The following is a 19,193-nucleotide window of genomic DNA, read 5'->3' as shown; positions in this document are numbered from 1 at the left end:
GCGGATGAGTATTGATATTGACACCTTGCTGATACCGGTAAGCCACGATAATCCGTGCGGTGAAAACCTGGAGTACGATGCGGATTTTCAGGCGATGGAACAGGCCAGTGTGGGGAAAGGCGAACAGCAGTTCGGTAACACTATTATCCCGGCTGAACCCGCCGACTGGAATAAAGTGGAAAAGCTGGCGCTGGAGCTACTGACCCGCAGCAAAGATTTACGCGTCATGCTGACGCTGACACATGCCTGGACGCGCCTCAAAGGGCTGCCAGGTTATGCCCAGGGGCTGCAATTGATTGAGCAGGCGATGCTGCAGTACTGGGAGCCGCTCTGGCCCCGCCTCGAAGAAGATGGCGAGCACGATCCTTTTTATCGCATCAATGCGCTCGCGGTGCTGGGCGATCAGTCGGCACTGACCGGCGCGGTGCGTCAGTCATGGCTCATGCGCTATGCGTCCGACGGTATTACACTGCGTGATGCCTCAGCCCTGTGTGACGGCAGCAAAACAGAGGTGGCCGACTACCCAGGTGGGCTGCCACGTCTCAATGACGAACTGGCGCGCGGCGAACAACCGGGCATTGCGGCCATCCAGAACATTGCCGAGCGTTTGCAGAATATTCGGCGCATTGTGGTGGAAAAACTGGATGAAACGGCCTTACCGGATATGAGTCAGCTGCAGCGCAGCATTGCGATGCTGAATGAGCGCTGCCAGGCCACGGATATCGAATCATTACATTCACTGGCGGCTGCGGTGCAGTCAGCACCGGAAACCGAGCGTCAGGCCAGTCCTGCCGCCCCGCGTGCCGCGACTGACTGGCGCAGTGCTCAACTGAATTCTCGGGCAGAAGCCCAACTTATGCTGGAAAAAGTCAAACAGTACTTCAGCCAGCATGAGCCGAGTCATCCGGCGCCGCTGATGATAGACAGGGTACAACGCCTGATCGAACTGGATTTTTTGGACATCATTCGCGATCTCGCGCCCGATGGTGTACATCAGTTAGAGAACATTTTTGGACGCCGCGACTAAGCTAACAGTCAAGCCTTTACGCAGCGAGACCTGCGCGCCTCCTGCGAGCCTATACCCGCGCATTATTTATGGAGAGAACCATGCCAACAATGAAGTCCAGTGGGCAGAAATTTATCGCCCGCAATCGCGCGCCCCGCGTTCAGATTGAATATGACGTGGAAGTTTATGGTGCCGAACGCAAAATTCAGTTGCCATTCATCATGGGTGTCCTGGCCGATTTAGCCGGTAAACCGCTGGAGCCGCAGGCCAGCGTTGACGATCGTAAATTCATGGAAATCGACATCGACAATTTCGATGAGCGTATGAAAGCCATGAAGCCACGCGCCGCATTCCAGGTAGACAACACGCTGAACGGCGACGGCAAACTCAACATCGATCTGACCTTTGAAAGCATGGACGATTTTTCTCCAGATGCCATTGCCCGCAAAGTTGACCCGTTGAACAGTCTGCTGGAAGCACGCACCCAGCTCTCAAATCTGCTGACCTATATGGACGGCAAAAACGGGGCTGAAGAGCTTATCGGTAAGATTTTACAGGACCCATCACTGATGCAGGCGCTGTCACACGTGCCTAAGCAGCCCGATGCCCCTGAAGGTAAGGAGGAGCAGTAATGAACCAGACTTCTCAACAACCGCAATCGCAGGGCGGCGCCAGCTTTAGCCAGGATGAATTCAGTGCGTTACTGAACAAAGAATTCCGTCCTAAAAGCGATCAGGCGCGCGAAGCGGTAGAAAGCGCGGTAAAAACGCTGGCACAGCAGGCGCTGGAAAACACCGTTACGATGTCCAGCGATGCCTACCGCACGATTCAGGCGCTGATCGCTGAAATTGACGAAAAGTTGTCTCAGCAGGTAAACCAGATTATTCACCACGATGACTTTCAGAAGCTGGAAAGCGCCTGGCGCGGTCTGAGCTACCTGGTGAACAACACTGAAACTGATGAAATGCTCAAGATTCGCTTTATGAGTATTTCTAAGCAGGAACTGAGCCGCACGCTGAAACGTTATAAAGGCGTGGGCTGGGATCAGAGCCCGCTGTTCAAGAAAATCTACGAGCAGGAATATGGCCAGTTTGGTGGTGAACCCTTTGGCTGCCTGGTTGGCGATTACTATTTCGATCACAGCCCGCAGGATGTCGAGCTGTTGGGCGAGATGGCGCGTATTGGTGCTGCGGCCCACTGTCCGTTTATCACCGGTACGGCCCCAAGCGTTATGCAGATGGAATCCTGGCAGGAACTGGCTAATCCACGCGATCTGACCAAAATCTTCCAGAACACCGAATATGCTGCATGGCGCAGCCTGCGTGAGTCGGAAGATGCGCGCTATCTGGGCCTGGTCATGCCGCGTTTCCTGTCTCGTCTGCCTTACGGTATCCGCACCAATCCGGTTGACAGCTTTGATTTTGAAGAGCAGACCGACGGTTCCGATCACGGCAACTATAGCTGGACCAACGCAGCCTATGCGATGGCGGCTAACATCAACCGTTCATTCAAAGAGTATGGCTGGTGCACATCGATTCGTGGCGTAGAGTCGGGCGGGGCAGTGGAAGATCTGCCGTGCCACACCTTCCCAAGCGATGACGGCGGTGTGGACATGAAGTGTCCAACGGAAATCGCCATCAGCGATCGCCGTGAAGCCGAGCTGGCGAAAAATGGCTTTATGCCATTAGTTCACCGTAAAAACTCCGACTTTGCGGCCTTTATTGGTGCGCAGTCGCTGCAAAAGCCAGCGGAATACCATGATGCTGATGCCACCGCCAACGCCCGTCTGGCCGCTCGTCTGCCTTATCTGTTCGCCTGCTGCCGTTTCGCTCACTACCTGAAATGTATTGTGCGTGACAAAATTGGTTCTTTCCGCGAGCGTGACGAAATGGAACGCTGGTTGAACGACTGGGTGATGAACTATGTCGATGGTGACCCGGCTAACTCTTCTCAGGAAACCAAATCACGCAAGCCACTGGCTGCTGCAGAGGTGAATGTGGAAGAACAGGAAGATAACCCAGGCTATTACGCTGCGAAATTCTTCCTGCGCCCGCATTACCAGCTGGAAGGATTGACCGTATCACTGCGTCTGGTATCAAAACTGCCCTCGCTGAAGTCGAACGAAAACTAATCGTTAAAACATGAGGCACGCCCTGCGGGGTGTGCTCTTTTTGTCATAACGCACAGTACTGCTGCATGAAGGCAAGCCGTTTAGTAAAATGGCTGGCTTACGTTTTACCCCACATTTTAACAATATCGCTTGGGACGAAGCGGAATAAACCTTTTCCGAAAGTGGTGTTTGTCGCGAAGAGTGTCGCGCTTTCTTCGTGCATTAGTCAGTATAATGCTCCGCCTGCCTTTACGTGATAAATAACGGCGGTGTGAGCACAACGGATGAAATAATTATTACAACCAGTTTGACGGTGTTCAGGCTTATTTCAGCAGCGTAATCTGGGTGAAACAGAGTGCACAACATAATGGTTTCACTCTATAAGTGTCGTTGCCTTTTGCACAAAGACCTTAATTTGAAATACCCATACAGCAAAAAAATCTCCTGCTATTGCGGTTAATTGTGGTGGGATCTTTCGGGATGCCTGTAGCAACACCCGAAGTCGAGGCAAAAGTAAAATATGGACTGTTTTATTCAGCCCCATGCTTTTCTCTTTGCCATATAGATGCTTTTTCGAAAGCGACAACTTTTTCCATAACGAAGAGTAAATATTATGGCTATTGATATGTATTTGAAGGTAGATGGCATTACTGGTGAATCTAAAGATTCTAACCATACCGGCTGGATTGATATTACCTCTTTCTCCTGGGGCGCTAATCAGCCGGGTAATATGAGCGTGGGCGGCGGCGGCGGCGCCGGTAAAGTAAACTTCAACGACCTGCACATTAATGCCAAAATCGACAAAGCTGTCACTGCACTGTTGAAAAACTGTGCCAGCGGTAAGCACGTCACCAAAGTTGAAGTTTCAGTCTGTAAGGCTGGCGGTACTCAAATCGAGTATACCCGCATTACGCTGGAAGACGTTCTGGTAACCAACGTACAGTTCGTGGGTTCTGAGCACGACGATACGCTGGGCGTTACCTATGCATTCCAGGCTGCGAAAGTGAAACAGCAGTACTGGGAGCAGAGTTCTTCCGGTGGCAAAGGCGCAGAAAGCAGCGCTGGCTGGAACATCAAAGAGAACAAAGAAGCGTAATTATATGGCAGCCCTGAAAGGGGCTGCTTTTTTAAACAAACTCAATTGCATGCAAAAGGAATTTTGATATGACGCTCTTACGCTTAGGCGATCGAGGTGATGCTGTTGCAGTTTTACAAAAAATGCTTGGAGAGAAAAATTATAAAGTTTCAATAGATAAAGTTTTTGGTAAAAATACAGAGTTAGCCGTAAAAAAATTCCAAACTGATAATAAATTATATGCAGACGGTATTGTTGGAAGAAAAACCTGGGAAGCACTAGGAAAAAGAGTCGTAGCTCCCGTTCCTCCGCCTCCGTTAAAAGGTGTTCAAGGACGGCAATATGTTAGCGGAATGAAACTGTCGGAAAGTGGGATTCAGGCACTTTTTAAATTAGAGTCTTTGCGCGGTGTCAGTAATCACTTGCATTGGCCTGGAGGTAAAAGCGGTGTGACTTTAGGTGCTGGCTACGACATGCTTGAAAGAACACAAAGTGAGATAAAGCAAAAACTTATTTCTATCGGCATTGATGCAACTTCTGCTGCTAAAGCAGCTGAGGGAGCAACCAAAAGTCATAAAGACGCGTCCGATTTTGCTGTGCAAAACAAAAATCTTATAGATTTAACAAGGCAGCAAGAAACTGATTTGTTGAGATTGACTGTTCCACATTATGAAACATTAATAAAAAACAGGATTACAGTCCCCTTAACACAATATGAGTTTGATGCACTGGTTTCGTTTGCATACAACTCCGGCGGTGTTTTAAATAAAGTGACCAATGACATTAACAACGGAAATGTTGGTGATGCAATGGCGATGATTAAAAAAATAATCTATAGCGGTGGTAAAGTCTTTAAAGGTCTGGTTAACAGACGTAACTCTGAAGTTAAACTTTATCTTGAAGGGATTTATGACGTATGAACAATAATAAAGGTTTGCTTGTATCTACCCTTTTAGGTGGTTTAGTGGTCATGACGTCTTGTCACGCCAACGGAAATATAGAAAGCGATATAAATGGGCAGTGGGTTGTTAAAAATGTCTATGTTAACAGTAATAACGCCTCACAGCCTGATATTATTAGTGATGATCCAAATCTGGTTGGCCGAATCATAAATTTCGACAAAAAAGGTATTTCTGGATCAATTCTGGTGGCGAAGGGATGTGATTCACCTTCCTATAATAAAAAAGAATCTGTTACGGCAGGTCAGTTGCTTAATCTTACGGCAGGTGAGGATGAAAAGTCGAACAATAATCTTGCAAGTGATTACGGATTACCTTTATCGGCTAAAGATCCAGTAAGTGCTTATGAAGTCACCTGTAAATCAGGCATGTTTGGCCCTTCAGGTGAAAAAGTTGGTAACTGGATTATTGAGAAAAACAATAATGAACTTCTCACCAACTGGAATTCACAAACTTATTTGTTGTTAAAAAAACTGCCCTCTAATCCTAAACCAGCACCCTCATTCGACTGTGCGAAAGCCTCATCAGATACAGAGAAGGCTATTTGTAGCAACGTTGAGCTTTCCGGCTGGGATAAGAGTGTTGCACAAGCCTATAGCATCGCTGTAAAACAAATAAAAGGTATTGATGTTGATGTCAAAGACAAGCTCGCCACGCTTCGTTCTGCGCAAAGTAACTGGATCAAAAAGCGCAATGAATGTGGCGGTGATGCGTCGTGTCTCTCTGAAAAAATGCAGAGTCGGGTTTCTGAACTGGTAGAAGCCTCGAAATAAAGTATTAATCATTTCTTTACTCTCACATCATGCAATCATGATGACGTTAGGGCTAAAAGGATTTATTCATAAAATGAAAAGGGTGTATTGCAAAGCTACATCCTTTTCATTTTTATTACTGGTTTTTAAAGTAAGAATCTTAATGTCTCATGATTGAATGTTTTGCTTATCAAAGAGCCTTTTTTTATAAAATGTCACGGCAAGATTTAAAAAAAGAGCATGAGATGACAGGGTTTAATATTGACACACCTTTGAAAAGTAAAAAGTTGTAATGAAGTTTGAGGTAAAACATCCGGAATGTGGCTTTCATTCATCTGCTGTTTTTTTAATTTCATCTTATGCAGAAGTTATGCGCATACCGTATTTAATAACCAGTGCGTCGCCAGACTTGATGAGTTACGCACGAAAGAATTATCAGAAATGCCCTACGATTAATTTTCACGGGCTGGCTATCTGCAACATTAGGTTTGCGTTTATCTTCCGTACCATTGACTACGCTTCTATATCCCGCCTTTCTTTCCGAGAGACGCGCGATATAGATGTCGAACAGCTAACCGCAGGAATCCGTGATGCGCTTTACGATAATAACCGCTAAACCCGGCCATGAACCGCCGCATACAAGTTTTGATTTTCTTCCTCCCGGCGGCACAATTGGTCGAGGCGTGGATAATAATCTGGTACTGCCTGACGACGACCGCACTATTTCCCGCCTGCAGGCTATCGTGCACATCACTGCTGAGGGTGAATGCCGCCTGACTAACCGTGGCAATGTCACGCGCGTGCTGCTGAATGACATCCCGCTTGAACGGGGACGCCAGGTGGAGTTGCAGGATGGGGACGTTCTCGGCATTGACGACTATCGTCTGCTGGTAAACGATCTCAATGGCGAGCAGCAACCGCAACAGCCACCGTTAGCGGCAGCGCCAAAGCCGCAGGCTGTGCCCAATGCGGCCCCTGTTCAGGCTTCGGCCGCTCCGACCGCTGCCAGTACGGCAGCGATTCCAAGCGAGATCTGGGACAGCCTTGCCAAAGAGTTTTCGATTTCTGACGACTTATCGAAGCGTAAAAGCCCCGCGCCAGAAATGCCTGAAGCGAATCCATTAACTTCTACCGCTGCGAACCGTAATCCCGAAGATCCGCTGGCGCAGTTGATCAGTGATAAACCCCTGGATATCGGTCAGCAACCTAAAACAAGCAGCCTGTTTGATGAAGAAGATGCGCTGTTTGCTCAGGAAAGCATTTTTGATGACCGCACACCCAGTACCTTGTCGGCAAAACAAAACGCGCAAGGGCAGCCAAAAATAGAGGAAATGTCCACCGACGTGGACCCGTTAAATATGTTTGGTAGCCAGGCCACGCCGGACCCGCGCCATCATGACGATCCCCTGGGATTAATGATGAGCGGTGCGGTGCCGCTGGCCCAGCCTGATGTGGTGCTTTCTTCACCTGAGGCTGCGCCCTTGCAGCAGAAAGAGAGCCATCAGTCTGCACCCTTACAGCAGAAAGAGCTCCATCAAGCGGCGCCATTACAGCACAAAGAAAATCACCAGCCGATGCCAGATATCCTTGATACGGCACCGGTTGAGTTGGCCGATTTAAGCAGTTCGCCATTGTTTGATCACACGGAAACGCAGGTCACTCACGATCCCGCTTTCGATCCTCAACCGGAACCTGTCCAGCCTGAAGGTGCACAGAGTCCGATTGATTATGGCGGCATTACCTTACCCACACCGCAGGCGGTGCAGCGCACGCCTTCACCGACGCCAAAAGGGCGGTTGCGTATCGATCCGGTTGCCTCTCACAACAACAGCGGTGGGGCAGAGCAGAGCAGTACCAGCAGCAGTGGCGATGCCTTAAAAGGTGAGTTGCTGGATGCGTTACTGGAAGGTATGGGTTTACAGGACCTGCAACCGACGCCGCAGTTCGACCGTGAGCAGATGCGGCAGTTCGGCCAGATGCTCAGCATGTTCTCGCAGGGAACGGTGGCACTGCTTTCTTCACGGTCAATTTTAAAGCGCGGTGTGAAAGCCGACATGACCGTGATCCTGGATGATGCCAACAACCCGTTCAAGCTCCTGCCGTCGGGTAAGACGGTCCTGATGCAGATGTTTGGCAGCCGTATGCCTGGCTTTATGCCACCACGTCAGGCTGTGCGTGACGCGCTGATCGATCTGCAGGCGCATCAGTTAGGCATGATTGCCGGTATTCGCGCCATCATTGCTTCCATGCTGCAATCCTTCAATCCCGATCAACTTGAAGACGAAGCACGCCAGGCGGGTTCTGTGTCGCGCCTTGGTCTGCCGGGTAGCCGTAAAGCCGCGTTGTGGGAGCATTTTGTCCAGCGCTATGGCGAAACCGCCGGTGAAATTGAAGATGACTTCCATACCTTGTTTGGCGAAGCCTTCTTGCACGCGTACGACATGGAAGTAAATCAGTATAAAGACTCACAAACCCACACGGATGACGCATGAATATCTCTACTGCTTCCACGTCGAATCAGGGCGATCGCGCCAGCAATCAGGATCAAACCGGTGAGAGCATCGGTGAACGTTCAGCCTGCTTTGTGGTGTGTGATGGTGTAGCAGGGTTTCCGGGCGGTGATGTGGCAGCAAAAATTGCACGCAGTAGCCTGATGGAAGCCTTCGATGGGAATGCGCATCTGGATGCGCAAACCATCCGCGATTACGTGAATTATGCCAATGGCGCGATTCGGCAACAGCAAAAAGCAAACAGTCAGCACAGCCGGATGGGGACAACGCTGGTCAGTTTGTTTATCGACAGAGACTATGAACTGGCTTACTGGGCGCATGCAGGTGACAGTCGCCTGTACCTGTTTCGTCGGGGCTATCTCTATCACGTCACCACCGACCACAGCCTGATCCAGCAAATGAAAGATGCCGGGCACCAGACGGAAGGCATTAACAGTAACCTGCTCTATTTTGCGTTAGGCATGGGCGATGAACAGCGGGATGCCAGCTACAGCGATGTGGTGCCTATTGAAGACGGGGATGCTTTCTTGCTGTGCACAGATGGTTTCTGGCATGGCGTCACGCTCGAACAAATGCAGCAGTCATTGCATATGGTAAATACGCCAGAAGAGTGGCTGACCCTGATGCAACAAATTATCAAAAACAGCCAACCGCAGGGTGGTCAGCAGGACAACTTCAGCGCTATGGCTGTGTGGGTAGGTTCACCAGAAGACACCACCTTATTGCACTCGCTGTCTGATGCGGCGCAGTTTTTCCCTCTTCGAGATTGAGAACGCCAACATGAAATATGGATTAGTGGGCCTGACTGCATTGCTGTTGAGTACACATGCCTTTGCAGAGAACTATCGCATTGTGCAGTCGCCAACTCAGAAACTGGATGTCTGGATTGATGATGTAAAAGATAACCAGCTTTCGAGCTGGTGTAAGAGCACGGTCAATCTGCGCATTGTGACGCACGGTGACAAAGAGGCGTCGGTGCTGAATGATTTTCTGCCGCGTGTAGCCGGGTTAATGGCGTCACAATGTAAACCGTTACAGCAGTTGCACTGGCAATTAACCGATACTGACGGCGGCGCGCTGTCTGCGGGTACGGCGGCAAAAGCGCAGCAGTGGAAACCCGTGGTCACGCCGCCAGCTGCGGTGCAACCGGTTCAGGCTGCGCAGCAGCCGTCCGTGCAGCAGCAGGCGCCCGTGCAGCAGCCCGTCACCCAGACCGCACCTGCCGCCCCAGTGGTACTGAACTCGCCGGCGGCAGATACGACGCCCTGGCTTCAGTTCAGCTTGCTGGATGGTTGCCATTTCCGCACCTGGTGGCATCAGCCCGCCCAGGCCAGTGCGCTCTTTGTTCCCGCTAAGCAGGGCGTAACCTGTGGTAAAGATGGCTGGTTAAGCGGACACAGCACGCTAACGCAAATGGGTAAGGACGCGTCTAAATCGGTTTCTGTGAGTTTTCTTCAGGGTTTCCCGGTGTCGGGCCTGAATAATAAGCAGCCGGTTGATGAGCTGACCATCACCACCGTCAACAGTGAGCGCATGGTCCTCAGTGATGAAAAATCACCGGACAGCTGGTTGGTGTTGCCGTTCAATCAACAGTTCAATGGTTGGCAGGCGGTAAATCAGGTTGTCGTTGAGATGCCCGCCAGTGAAGCCGCAGACGAAAACGCCTTGCGTGCCCGCCTGCAGGAAGTCCGTAAAATCTGGTCACCCTGGTTAAGCAGCCCTGCATCAATCAAAGTGCAGTTGGTGGAAAAACTGCATCCGGAACTTAAAGATCCGGCCGCAGCCGTCTATCGCACCATCAACTAAGGCATAAGGAGTTTGAATGGACTCATTACAACAGCGACTGGCTAGCGCTTCTCTGGCTGAAAACCTCTCCAGCATCACTGCGCAAATTCAGGCCAATCCCGCGGATGTCGATTTACGTGCGGCTTTTGTACAGCTGCTGTGCCTTGCCGGTAACTGGAGCCGGGCACAGACGCAGTTAAAATCCTGGCTGGCCATGCTGCCGCAGGCACAGCCGACCGTGACCCTGCTGCAACAGGCCATCGAGGGCGAACAGCTACGTGCAGCGGTTTTACGCGGTGACGCTGAGCCGCAACTGCCGGGCAGCGCCTGGCCGTGGTGCGAAGTCTTACTGGCCGCGCTGAAAGCAGACATTGCAGGCGACAAGGCCGCCGGTACGGCACTGCGTGCTCAGGCGCTGGAAAGTGCAGAGGCCAGTGCCGGCACCGCCACGACCCAGGAAGGGGGAAGCGAGTTCGCCTGGATAATGGACGGTGACAGTCGCTTCGGACCGGTCTGTGAAGCCATCGCCAATGGACGTTATTATTGGATTCCGTTCGCTGCGATTAGTGAAATGGAGTTTCAGGCACCGGCGAGCGTCACGGATCTGGTCTGGCGTCACACCCGACTGCAGCTGGTGGATGGCAGTGAACAGATCTGCCAGATTCCGGTACGTTATCCTTTACAGGACAACTCAGAAGAACGTTTCCTGCGCGCCAGCGTCACCGAGTGGCAGGCTTCAGACAGCGAAGACGGTCAGTTTATCGGACACGGGCAAAAGATGTGGCTCAGTGATGACGCTGACTATCCTGTACTGACACTGCAACAGCTTATTTTCAACGAAACTGAGTTAGCTCATGAGTCGTAATGACAATTCGTCCGGAGACGGCTATTCGCAGCTGCATGGCGGTTATCGTGCGCGCAAAAATCGCGACACGCTAACGGCGCGCGACAAACTTCAGTCCTCCTTGCTGGATCGACTGACGGATGACGCGCCAGACAAAACCAACGAGTCCGGCAACAGTTCCATTATTACTCACAGTACGCTGCGGCGTAATGTTCTGCGCGATCTCCAGTGGTTATTCAACACCATTAATAACGAGGCGCAGCACGATCTGACCGGTTTGACTGAGGTACAGCGTTCTGTCCTGAACTTTGGCGTGGCACCGCTGGCGGGACAAAATATTTCGGATATTGAATGGCAGGATATGCAACGCAAAATGACCGATGCCATTCTGCATTTTGAGCCACGTATTTTACCCCAGGGCTTGCAGGTCCGCTGTGTAAGCGACCTGACCTCCCTGAGTCTGCACAACGTGTTATCGATTGAGATTAAAGGCCGGTTATGGTGCGTGCCGTACCCGCTGGAGTTTCTGTTCCGCACTCAGGTTGATTTAGAGAGCGGCCATTTTGAACTACAGGATGCAGGTTAATCATGGACAGCAAGCTGCTCGATTATTACAACCGTGAACTGGCCTATCTGCGCGAGATGGGCGCGGAGTTTGCTGCCCAGTATCCCAAGGTCGCCGGGCGGCTTGGCATGCGCGGTATTGACGTTGCCGATCCTTATGTCGAAAGGCTGATGGAAGGCTTCGCCTTTCTGACGTCGCGCGTGCAGTTAAAGATGGATGCCGAGTTTCCACGGTTTTCCCAGCGGATGCTGGAAATGGTGGCACCAGGCTATCTTTCACCGACACCCTCAATGGCGATAGCACAGCTCACACCGGACAGCCGTAAAGGTGATATCAGCAACGGTTTCTTAGTGCCGCGCGGCACGATGATGGAAAGCCAAAACCTGAAAAAAACCGGGGTTACCTGTAGCTACACCACCGCACACGATGTCATGCTCCAGCCCCTGCGTATCAGCGATGTATCGTTAGGCGGCGTGCCGGCAGACATCCCTTTAGGCGAACTGAAAGCGGTCGGATCGACAGCAGCTTCCAGCGCACTCCGTATCCGCATCACCTGCGAAGGCATTTCCTCGCTGAGCCAGATGAGCCTGGATGACATCATGTTCTTCCTGAGCGGACCCGATATTCAGGCGCTGAAACTGATGGAGCTGCTGATGCAGCATCGTGTTGGCATCATCCTGCAGTCCGTGGAAGCAAAACCGCAACGTCAGTTTTTGCCCGATGATGCCCTGCAGCAGGAAGGCTTCGCACCCGAACAGGCGTTGTTACCGGACGATCTGCGTAATTTCGACGGTTATCGCCTGTTGCAGGAATATTTCGCCTTTCCGGCTCGTTTCCAGTTTGTCAGTCTGCGCCAGCTGGCACCTTTCCTGCGCCGCTGCGACACCACACAGTCTTTCGATATCGTCATCTTGCTGGATAAAGCCGATGCGGCACTGGAAAGCGTGGTAGACAGCGCGCACCTTGCCCTGCACTGCACACCGGTCATTAACCTGTTCCCCAAAACGGCCGAGCGGCTTAAGGTCAGTGACAGCCAGCATGAATACCATCTGGTGGTCGATAACATTCGTCCGCTGGACTACGAGATACATTCGGTAAAGCGCTTATTTGCCTCAGTGGAAGGGCAGCGCGAGGAGCAGATCTTCCGGCCATTCTGGAGCACGTTCAGCCATGATGGCGGAGATTATGGCGCTTACTTCTCACTGCGTCGTGAGCAGCGCACATTATCTGAGCACGCCATGCGCTATGGCACTCGCACAGGCTATATCGGTTCTGAAGTGTTTCTCTCGTTGGTCGATCAAAACCATACGCCATGGAACAGTGACATCCGCTATTTGTCGGCTGAAGTCATGTGTACCAGCCGTGATCTGCCGTTGATGCTGTTGCAGCAGGAGCAGGGCAACTTTGTTATGCCGGACTCCATCCCGGTCGGGCAGCTTAAGTTGTGCAAAGGCCCGACGCCGCCGCGCCCGGCGCTGGCCGAAGGGCTGTCAGCATGGCGACTGGTTAGCCACCTGCAGATGAACTATCTGAGCCTGATGGACAGCAGTGATGGCGAAGGCGCGGCTGCACTGCGCCAGATGCTGAGTTTATATGCCAGCCTGGCGGAAACGCCGTTAACCCGGCAGATTGACGGTATACGTCACTGCAACCTCAAAGCCGTGCATCGTCGGGTGCCTGAACCGGGGCCGGTGGTATTTGCGCGCGGCGTCAGTATTGCGCTTGAAGTCGATGAACAGGCATTTTCAGGTGCCAGTCCGTGGCTGTTTGGCAGCGTGCTGGAGCGGGTCTTTTCTCGCCTTGTCGCGCTAAACAGCTTTACCGAATTCACCCTGAGCAGCCAACAGCGCGGCGAAGTGGGCTACTGGCCACCGCGCATGGGTAAAAAGGCCCTGCTATGAGTGAGACGGCGCACGTTATTCCTTTACAGCGGGCCGTTCGCCTGCCTGATGGTTTTTGGCAGGCGGTCATGGCCGCGCCCTGGCGCTATGACCTGTTTCAGCTGTTACGCAAGCTGGATGCCCAGAGTGGGCAGCGTTATGCCTTAGGTAAAGCGCCACTGCCCAAATTTGAAGCCGTGCGTATTGGACAAAAGCCATCCCTGGCCTTTGCACCGTCGACTGTGTCACAGGTTAAAGCCCGTGAGCAGGACGAACGCTACGACGTCTCCATTTACAGCTTTGGGTTGTTTGGTCCTAACGGCCCTTTGCCCACGCACCTGACGGAATATGTACGCGGACGCATCGATCACCATCAGGATCACAGCCTGAGCGCCTTCGCCGATCTGTTTCACCATCGTGCCACGCTACTGTTTTACCGGGCCTGGGCAAATTCACAGCCCACCAGTTCTCTGGATCGCCGCGACGATCGCCGCTTCCAGGATTATCTGGCCTGCGTGGCGGGCATTGGTTTACCTGCTCAGCAGCAGGCCAGTTCGCTGAGTTTACATGCCCGTCTTATGCTGTCAGGCCATCTCAGTCGCCATGGTCACGATGCGGAAGGACTGGTTCGCATTCTGCGTCATTACTTTGCCGTGCCGGTTATGCTGCAACAGAACGTGCCGCAGTGGTTATCACTGGACAGCCGCGATCAGGCCCGGCTGTCTGCCGGACGACATATGCCGCGCCTTGGCGAATCTGCCTTTCTCGGTGTGGCTGTGCGTGATGTGCAACATCGTTTTCGTCTGCGTATCGGTCCACTCAGCGCCGAGCAATATGAACGCTTTTTACCCCATGCACAGGGCTCGCGCGAAGTGTGTGACTGGGTACGTCACTATCTGGGCATTGAGATGCAGTGGGATCTCAGCCTGATTCTGGCGGCCGAAGCCGTTAAGGGAATCACCCTTGGCGGTACGGCCCGGCTGGGCTACACCAGTTGGCTTGGACAGCAACCGCAGCCCGTTGATCGTGAAGATTTTGCCTTTGAGGTTGAGGCGATGCCGTCATAGCCCAACCGCTTTCCCCGATAGTTAGCCCGCTTCTTTCAATAAAGAGAACCGATATGTCAGAGATCAGCCGTGCCGTGCTATTCGGCAAACTGGATACGCTGTTATTTACCTCGCTTGAGAGTGCGACCGCCTTTTGTAAACTGCGTGGCAACCCCTACGTCGAGTTGGTGCACTGGCTGCATCAGCTTATGCAGCAGCAGGATGGCGATCTTCAGCAGGTGATTAAGCATTTTTCACTGGATGAAAACGCGCTGACGCGGGATATCGTCGCTGCACTGGACCGCCTGCCGCGCGGCGCTGGAGCAGTATCCGATCTCGCAGAACACATCGATAGCGCCGTTGAGCGCGCCTGGGTTTATGCCTCACTGAAGTACGGTGCCACCCGTATTCGTGGCGGTCATCTGCTGATTGGAATGTTAAAAACCTTTACGCTTGCCAGCGTTCTGAAGGGCATTTCAGCGCAGTTTTCACGTGTGAATGCCGATGCCTTGCTGGAGCAGTTTGATACCTTGCTGGCTAACAGCAAGGAAGTTCAGCAGGCGCTGGTGCAGCCAGCCGGTGAGGCCGCCGCGCCCCCTGCGGCAGGCGACAGCACCTTAGCGCAGTATGCGCAAGACCTGACCGCCCGTGCGCGCGACGGAAAAATCGATCCGGTCGCGGGCCGCGATGAAGAGATCCGCCAGATGGTGGATATCCTGATGCGCCGTCGCCAGAACAACCCCTTACTGACTGGCGAAGCCGGTGTTGGTAAAACGGCGGTGGTGGAAGGCCTGGCATTGCGCATTGCCGCCGGTGATGTGCCTGCACCGCTGCGCGACGTACAGTTGTGGCTGCTGGATATTGGTATGTTGCAGGCCGGTGCCGGAATGAAAGGCGAGTTCGAAGCGCGTTTACAGGCCCTGATTAATGAAGTGCAATCCAGCCCGACGCCGATTGTGTTGTTTATCGATGAAATTCACACGTTGGTCGGGGCAGGTGGTCAGCAGGGCACAGGCGATGCCGCCAACCTGTTAAAACCGGCGCTGGCACGTGGCCAGTTGCGCACCATCGGCGCGACGACCTGGGCAGAATACAAAAAATACATCGAAAAAGATCCGGCGCTGACCCGACGTTTTCAGACCGTGCAGGTGCAGGAGCCGGATGAAGCGAAAGCGATCCTGATGCTGCGCAGCACCGTCAGCGCGCTGGAAAAACACCATAAGATACTGTTGCTGGATGAGGCGGTGAGCGCCGCCGTGAAGCTGTCTCACCGTTATATTCCCGCTCGCCAGCTACCGGATAAAGCCGTAGCGTTACTGGATACCGCCTGTGCGCGCGTTGCCGTCAGCCAGGGGGCACAGCCTGCCGCGCTGGAAGATTGCCTGCACCGTCTGGCTGCGCTGGAAATCGAAGCGGAAATCGCCGAACGCGAAACCAAAGTGGGGCTGGGTGATGAAACGCGTCAGGCCAGTATTGCCGCGCAGCGCACTGCACTGGAAGCGGAGCGCGATGCGCTGGACGCGCGCTGGCAGCAGGAGCGTGAATTAGTCGAACAGCTGATTGCCCTGCGCGCACGTTGCGTCACGGAAGGGGAAACCTCCCTGCGTGAGCAGCTCGACGAGACCCGACAGAAACTGCACGCGGTGCAGGGTGAAGCTCCGTTACTGTTTGCCGCCGTTGACGCCAGCGTGGTTGCTGCGGTGGTCTCTGACTGGACCGGTATCCCGCTGGGCCGTATGGTGAAAAATGAAATTGACGCCGTGCTTAACCTGGCGGACACGTTGAACCAGCGCGTTATCGGTCAACGGCATGGCCTGGATCTGATTGCCAAACGCGTACGTACCTCGCGCGCGCGCCTGGACAATCCCAATAAACCTGTCGGTGTCTTTATGCTCTGTGGTCCGTCGGGCGTGGGGAAAACCGAGACCGCGCTGGCGCTGGCCGAGTCACTCTACGGTGGTGAGCAAAACATCATCACCATCAATATGAGCGAATTCCAGGAAGCGCACACCGTTTCAACCCTGAAAGGCGCACCGCCAGGTTATGTCGGTTATGGTGAAGGTGGGGTGCTGACGGAGGCCGTTCGTCGTCGTCCTTACAGCGTCGTGTTGCTGGATGAGATTGAGAAAGCGCATCCAGACGTGCATGAGCTGTTCTTCCAGGTGTTCGATAAGGGCTGGATGGAAGACGGTGAAGGTCGCCATATCGATTTCCGCAATACCATTATCATCCTTACCTCTAACGTAGGAACGCAGCTGATCAGTGCGCTCTGTGCCGACCCGGAACTGATGCCCGATCCTGATGCGCTTAGCACCGCTCTGCGTAAACCCTTACTTGAGGTGTTCCCGCCTGCACTGTTAGGCCGTCTGCTGGTGGTGCCTTACTATCCATTAAGCGATGAGATGCTGGCAGAGATTGTTAAGCTGCAACTGGGGCGCATTGTCCGTCGTCTGGAAGAGAATCACGGTATTGAAGCCATTATTGACGATTCGGTGGTCAGCCAGATCGTGCAGCGTTGTACGGAAGTCGAGTCTGGCGGTCGCATGGTCGATGCCATCCTGACAAATACCCTGTTGCCGCAGATGAGCCAGATACTGCTCAGCGCCCATGCCCGTGATGAACGTTATCGTCGCGTGCAGGTCAGCTGTGATCAGGGCGAGTTTGTTTGCCAGTTTGCTGTCTAAAGCCGTTTGTTATCAGAGAGCTTTCGAATATGTCGGAAAATGATAATCACCAGAATGTACCCAATGCCCTTCCGATTGGTTACCGGTTCAACGAATTTGAAATAAAAGATGTCATCGGTGGCGGTGGTTTCGGCATTGTCTATCGTGCCTGGGACCACCAGCTGGAGCGCGATATCGCCATTAAAGAGTTTATGCCTGCGTCGCTGGCCGTGCGCAGCGATGACCTGAACCTGGTATTGCGAAGTGAACGCTTCAGTAAAACCTTCCATGCGGGCCTGAACAGCTTTATTCAGGAAGCGCGTCTGCTGGCCCGTTTTAATCATCCCAACCTGCTACACGTTCTGCGCTTTTGGGTGCAAAACGACACGGCCTATATGGGTACGGTGTTCTACAGTGGCACGACGCTGTCTAACATGCGTGAGCGAAATCCTCATCTGATTGATGAAAACTGGATTCGTCGCCTGCTGCCACCGCTGTTGGGTGCGATCAAGACTATCCATGATGCGGGCTATCTGCATCGTGATATCTCGCTGGATAATATTCAAATCCAGAGCAACGGTGAGCCGGTATTACTGGACTTTGGTTCGGCACGTAAAACCATCGGTAATCTTTCTGATGAAAGTGAAACCATGCTGCGTCCGGGTTATGCGCCCATAGAACAATACAGCGATAACGATGAAAGCGAGCAGGGCGCGTGGACCGATATTTACGCTCTGGGCGCCGTACTGCACACATTAATCACTGGCGCACCGCCGCCGGTCAGTGTGGTGCGCAGTATTGAAGATAACTATCAACCTCTGGTGCAACGTGCTCCTGCCGGTTACAGCCAGACCTTGCTGGCCGCAGTTGATCGCGCGCTGGCGCTGAAACCGGAAGATCGTCCGCAGAGCATTGACGCTTTCGCGGCTTCAATGGTGCTGCCAGAAAAAGCACCGGAACCGCTGCCTGAAGTTAAGTACAGCGGGCCGGGCACCATGCTGGTACCGGTTCAGGAAGAGCAAGAGGATGAGACAGCGGCTGCACCTGCAACGCCGCTGAAAAAACTGATGCGTAACCGCTTTGCACTGCCTGGCCTGGTCGCTGCGGGCGTGCTGGTGGGGGTTTGCGTCGGTCTGATGATGGCGAGTGGCGATAAAGAGGCTGCTGAGCCTGCGACCGTTGCGCAGACAGAGACCGCGCCAGCAACGCCGGTGGCCTCTCAGCCTCCGGTCGAACAACCGGCTGCAACGCCAGCGCAAACCCAGACCGCACAGGCCGAACCGGAAAAACCGCAGGAACCGGTTGCGCCACCGCCTGAACCCGTGGCGCAGGTTTATATTAAGCTCCAGCCTGGCGAGCGTGTTGAGGTGAATGGTAAACCGCAGGCGGTTGTTCCGGCAGCCAACGGTTTTGCGGCACTGCAGCTGGCACCCGGCAATTACACGTTTTCTGTGACAGGCCAGCGTGGCGAACGCGAACAAACGTTGACCATTAATCAGGAAGGCGTTTGGTTACTTGATCCCCATAGTTAACAGGTATGTCTATGTCCTCACGTATAACTGTACAACTTCCCGCGGAAGGGCTGCTGTTCCGACGTCTGAGCGGCAGCGAGGCGCTGTCCCAGTCGTTCGTGCTGCAAGCGGAGCTGCTCTCCACCGACGCGCGCATTGACCGTCAGTCGCTGCTGGGCAAGCCGGTCACGTTCACGCTGCCGACTGACGGCCTGATGAGCGCGGTGAACCCGCGCTACATCAACGGCAAAATCACCCGGATAGGCGTGCGCAGCGAGGAGCTGGGCGGCGTGCGTTACGCGGTGTACGGGCTGACGGTGGAGTCGGATCTGTGGCCGATGAAGCGCGACCGCAACCTGCGCATCTTTCAGAGCCAGACGGTGCCGCAGATTGTGCAGACGCTGCTGAAGGAGTACGGGGTAAACGTGGAGACGCGGCTGGCGGGAAGCTACCGGGTGTGGGAATACTGCGTGCAGTATCAGGAGAG

Annotated in this window: 16 protein-coding genes; all 16 read left to right on the top strand. The window is 53.3% G+C overall.

All coding sequences use genetic code 11. The annotated features are described in order from the left end of the window. The first annotated feature begins 4 nt into the window (after nucleotides 1–4). Nucleotides 5–1,027, top strand: coding sequence for a type VI secretion system protein TssA (gene tssA / locus FBY13_RS10225; protein WP_063880062.1), 1,023 nt, complete (start codon nucleotides 5–7; stop codon nucleotides 1,025–1,027). An 80-nt stretch (nucleotides 1,028–1,107) separates the two neighbouring features. After that, nucleotides 1,108–1,638, top strand: a complete 531-nt coding sequence (tssB, locus tag FBY13_RS10220) for a type VI secretion system contractile sheath small subunit (RefSeq protein WP_063880061.1) — start codon at nucleotides 1,108–1,110, stop codon at nucleotides 1,636–1,638. Continuing rightward, on the top strand, nucleotides 1,638–3,137 hold the full coding sequence (tssC, locus tag FBY13_RS10215; RefSeq protein WP_063880060.1) for a type VI secretion system contractile sheath large subunit: 1,500 nt from the start codon (nucleotides 1,638–1,640) through the stop codon (nucleotides 3,135–3,137). The genes tssB and tssC overlap by 1 nt, the downstream gene beginning before the upstream one ends. A 592-nt stretch (nucleotides 3,138–3,729) precedes the next feature. Beyond that, complete coding sequence (locus FBY13_RS10210; RefSeq protein WP_013026243.1) at nucleotides 3,730–4,212, top strand: type VI secretion system tube protein Hcp; 483 nt, start codon at nucleotides 3,730–3,732, stop codon at nucleotides 4,210–4,212. A 68-nt stretch (nucleotides 4,213–4,280) separates the two neighbouring features. Further along, on the top strand, nucleotides 4,281–5,111 hold the full coding sequence (locus FBY13_RS10205; RefSeq protein ID WP_145394086.1) for a peptidoglycan-binding protein: 831 nt from the start codon (nucleotides 4,281–4,283) through the stop codon (nucleotides 5,109–5,111). After that, on the top strand, nucleotides 5,108–5,923 hold the full coding sequence (locus tag FBY13_RS10200) for a lysozyme inhibitor LprI family protein (protein WP_145394085.1): 816 nt from the start codon (nucleotides 5,108–5,110) through the stop codon (nucleotides 5,921–5,923). Before FBY13_RS10205 ends, FBY13_RS10200 begins: the two co-directional genes overlap by 4 nt. A 569-nt stretch (nucleotides 5,924–6,492) precedes the next feature. After that, a complete protein-coding gene (gene tagH / locus FBY13_RS10190) occupies nucleotides 6,493–8,394 on the top strand; it encodes a type VI secretion system-associated FHA domain protein TagH (RefSeq protein ID WP_145394084.1) in 1,902 nt (633 codons plus the stop codon). After that, nucleotides 8,391–9,182, top strand: coding sequence for a PP2C family serine/threonine-protein phosphatase (locus FBY13_RS10185; RefSeq protein ID WP_013026239.1), 792 nt, complete (start codon nucleotides 8,391–8,393; stop codon nucleotides 9,180–9,182). Before tagH ends, FBY13_RS10185 begins: the two co-directional genes overlap by 4 nt. Before the next feature lie 10 nt (nucleotides 9,183–9,192). Beyond that, on the top strand, nucleotides 9,193–10,218 hold the full coding sequence (locus FBY13_RS10180; RefSeq protein ID WP_241567617.1) for a hypothetical protein: 1,026 nt from the start codon (nucleotides 9,193–9,195) through the stop codon (nucleotides 10,216–10,218). 16 nt (nucleotides 10,219–10,234) lie between these two features. Then, nucleotides 10,235–11,062 carry a type VI secretion system accessory protein TagJ gene (locus FBY13_RS10175; protein ID WP_145394082.1) on the top strand — a complete coding sequence of 276 codons (828 nt, stop codon included), beginning with the start codon at nucleotides 10,235–10,237 and terminating at the stop codon, nucleotides 11,060–11,062. Next, nucleotides 11,052–11,627 (top strand): type VI secretion system baseplate subunit TssE, encoded by a 576-nt coding sequence (tssE, locus tag FBY13_RS10170; RefSeq protein ID WP_063880049.1) that lies wholly within the window; start codon nucleotides 11,052–11,054, stop codon nucleotides 11,625–11,627. The genes FBY13_RS10175 and tssE overlap by 11 nt, the downstream gene beginning before the upstream one ends. A 2-nt stretch (nucleotides 11,628–11,629) precedes the next feature. Further along, nucleotides 11,630–13,507 carry a type VI secretion system baseplate subunit TssF gene (tssF, locus tag FBY13_RS10165; RefSeq protein ID WP_063880048.1) on the top strand — a complete coding sequence of 626 codons (1,878 nt, stop codon included), beginning with the start codon at nucleotides 11,630–11,632 and terminating at the stop codon, nucleotides 13,505–13,507. Beyond that, nucleotides 13,504–14,553: a type VI secretion system baseplate subunit TssG gene (gene tssG, locus FBY13_RS10160; protein WP_096010731.1), complete on the top strand. Its 1,050-nt coding sequence runs from the start codon at nucleotides 13,504–13,506 to the stop codon at nucleotides 14,551–14,553. The genes tssF and tssG overlap by 4 nt, the downstream gene beginning before the upstream one ends. A 53-nt stretch (nucleotides 14,554–14,606) precedes the next feature. Beyond that, on the top strand, nucleotides 14,607–17,216 hold the full coding sequence (gene tssH, locus FBY13_RS10155) for a type VI secretion system ATPase TssH (RefSeq protein WP_109717282.1): 2,610 nt from the start codon (nucleotides 14,607–14,609) through the stop codon (nucleotides 17,214–17,216). 29 nt (nucleotides 17,217–17,245) lie between these two features. Further along, nucleotides 17,246–18,727 carry a serine/threonine-protein kinase gene (locus FBY13_RS10150; protein ID WP_145394081.1) on the top strand — a complete coding sequence of 494 codons (1,482 nt, stop codon included), beginning with the start codon at nucleotides 17,246–17,248 and terminating at the stop codon, nucleotides 18,725–18,727. Nucleotides 18,728–18,738: 11 nt separating this feature from the next. Beyond that, on the top strand, nucleotides 18,739–19,193 hold a 455-nt coding region (locus tag FBY13_RS10145), incomplete at its 3' end, for a contractile injection system protein, VgrG/Pvc8 family (RefSeq protein ID WP_255474481.1).

The sequence above is a fragment of the Pantoea sp. SJZ147 genome (genome assembly GCF_007828605.1).
GTDB lineage: Bacteria > Pseudomonadota > Gammaproteobacteria > Enterobacterales > Enterobacteriaceae > Pantoea > Pantoea allii.
This window is presented reverse-complemented; position numbering and strand designations above follow the sequence as displayed.

Excerpts from the sequence above, each read along its gene's own strand:
- tssA (WP_063880062.1), top strand. The coding sequence starts at position 5 with ATGAGTATTGATATTGACACCTTGCTGATACCGGTAAGCCACGATAAT.
- tssB (WP_063880061.1), top strand. The coding sequence starts at position 1,108 with ATGCCAACAATGAAGTCCAGTGGGCAGAAATTTATCGCCCGCAATCGC.
- tssC (WP_063880060.1), top strand. The coding sequence starts at position 1,638 with ATGAACCAGACTTCTCAACAACCGCAATCGCAGGGCGGCGCCAGCTTT.
- FBY13_RS10210 (WP_013026243.1), top strand. The coding sequence starts at position 3,730 with ATGGCTATTGATATGTATTTGAAGGTAGATGGCATTACTGGTGAATCT.
- FBY13_RS10205 (WP_145394086.1), top strand. The coding sequence starts at position 4,281 with ATGACGCTCTTACGCTTAGGCGATCGAGGTGATGCTGTTGCAGTTTTA.
- FBY13_RS10200 (WP_145394085.1), top strand. The coding sequence starts at position 5,108 with ATGAACAATAATAAAGGTTTGCTTGTATCTACCCTTTTAGGTGGTTTA.
- tagH (WP_145394084.1), top strand. The coding sequence starts at position 6,493 with ATGCGCTTTACGATAATAACCGCTAAACCCGGCCATGAACCGCCGCAT.
- FBY13_RS10185 (WP_013026239.1), top strand. The coding sequence starts at position 8,391 with ATGAATATCTCTACTGCTTCCACGTCGAATCAGGGCGATCGCGCCAGC.
- FBY13_RS10180 (WP_241567617.1), top strand. The coding sequence starts at position 9,193 with ATGAAATATGGATTAGTGGGCCTGACTGCATTGCTGTTGAGTACACAT.
- FBY13_RS10175 (WP_145394082.1), top strand. The coding sequence starts at position 10,235 with ATGGACTCATTACAACAGCGACTGGCTAGCGCTTCTCTGGCTGAAAAC.
- tssE (WP_063880049.1), top strand. The coding sequence starts at position 11,052 with ATGAGTCGTAATGACAATTCGTCCGGAGACGGCTATTCGCAGCTGCAT.
- tssF (WP_063880048.1), top strand. The coding sequence starts at position 11,630 with ATGGACAGCAAGCTGCTCGATTATTACAACCGTGAACTGGCCTATCTG.
- tssG (WP_096010731.1), top strand. The coding sequence starts at position 13,504 with ATGAGTGAGACGGCGCACGTTATTCCTTTACAGCGGGCCGTTCGCCTG.
- tssH (WP_109717282.1), top strand. The coding sequence starts at position 14,607 with ATGTCAGAGATCAGCCGTGCCGTGCTATTCGGCAAACTGGATACGCTG.
- FBY13_RS10150 (WP_145394081.1), top strand. The coding sequence starts at position 17,246 with ATGTCGGAAAATGATAATCACCAGAATGTACCCAATGCCCTTCCGATT.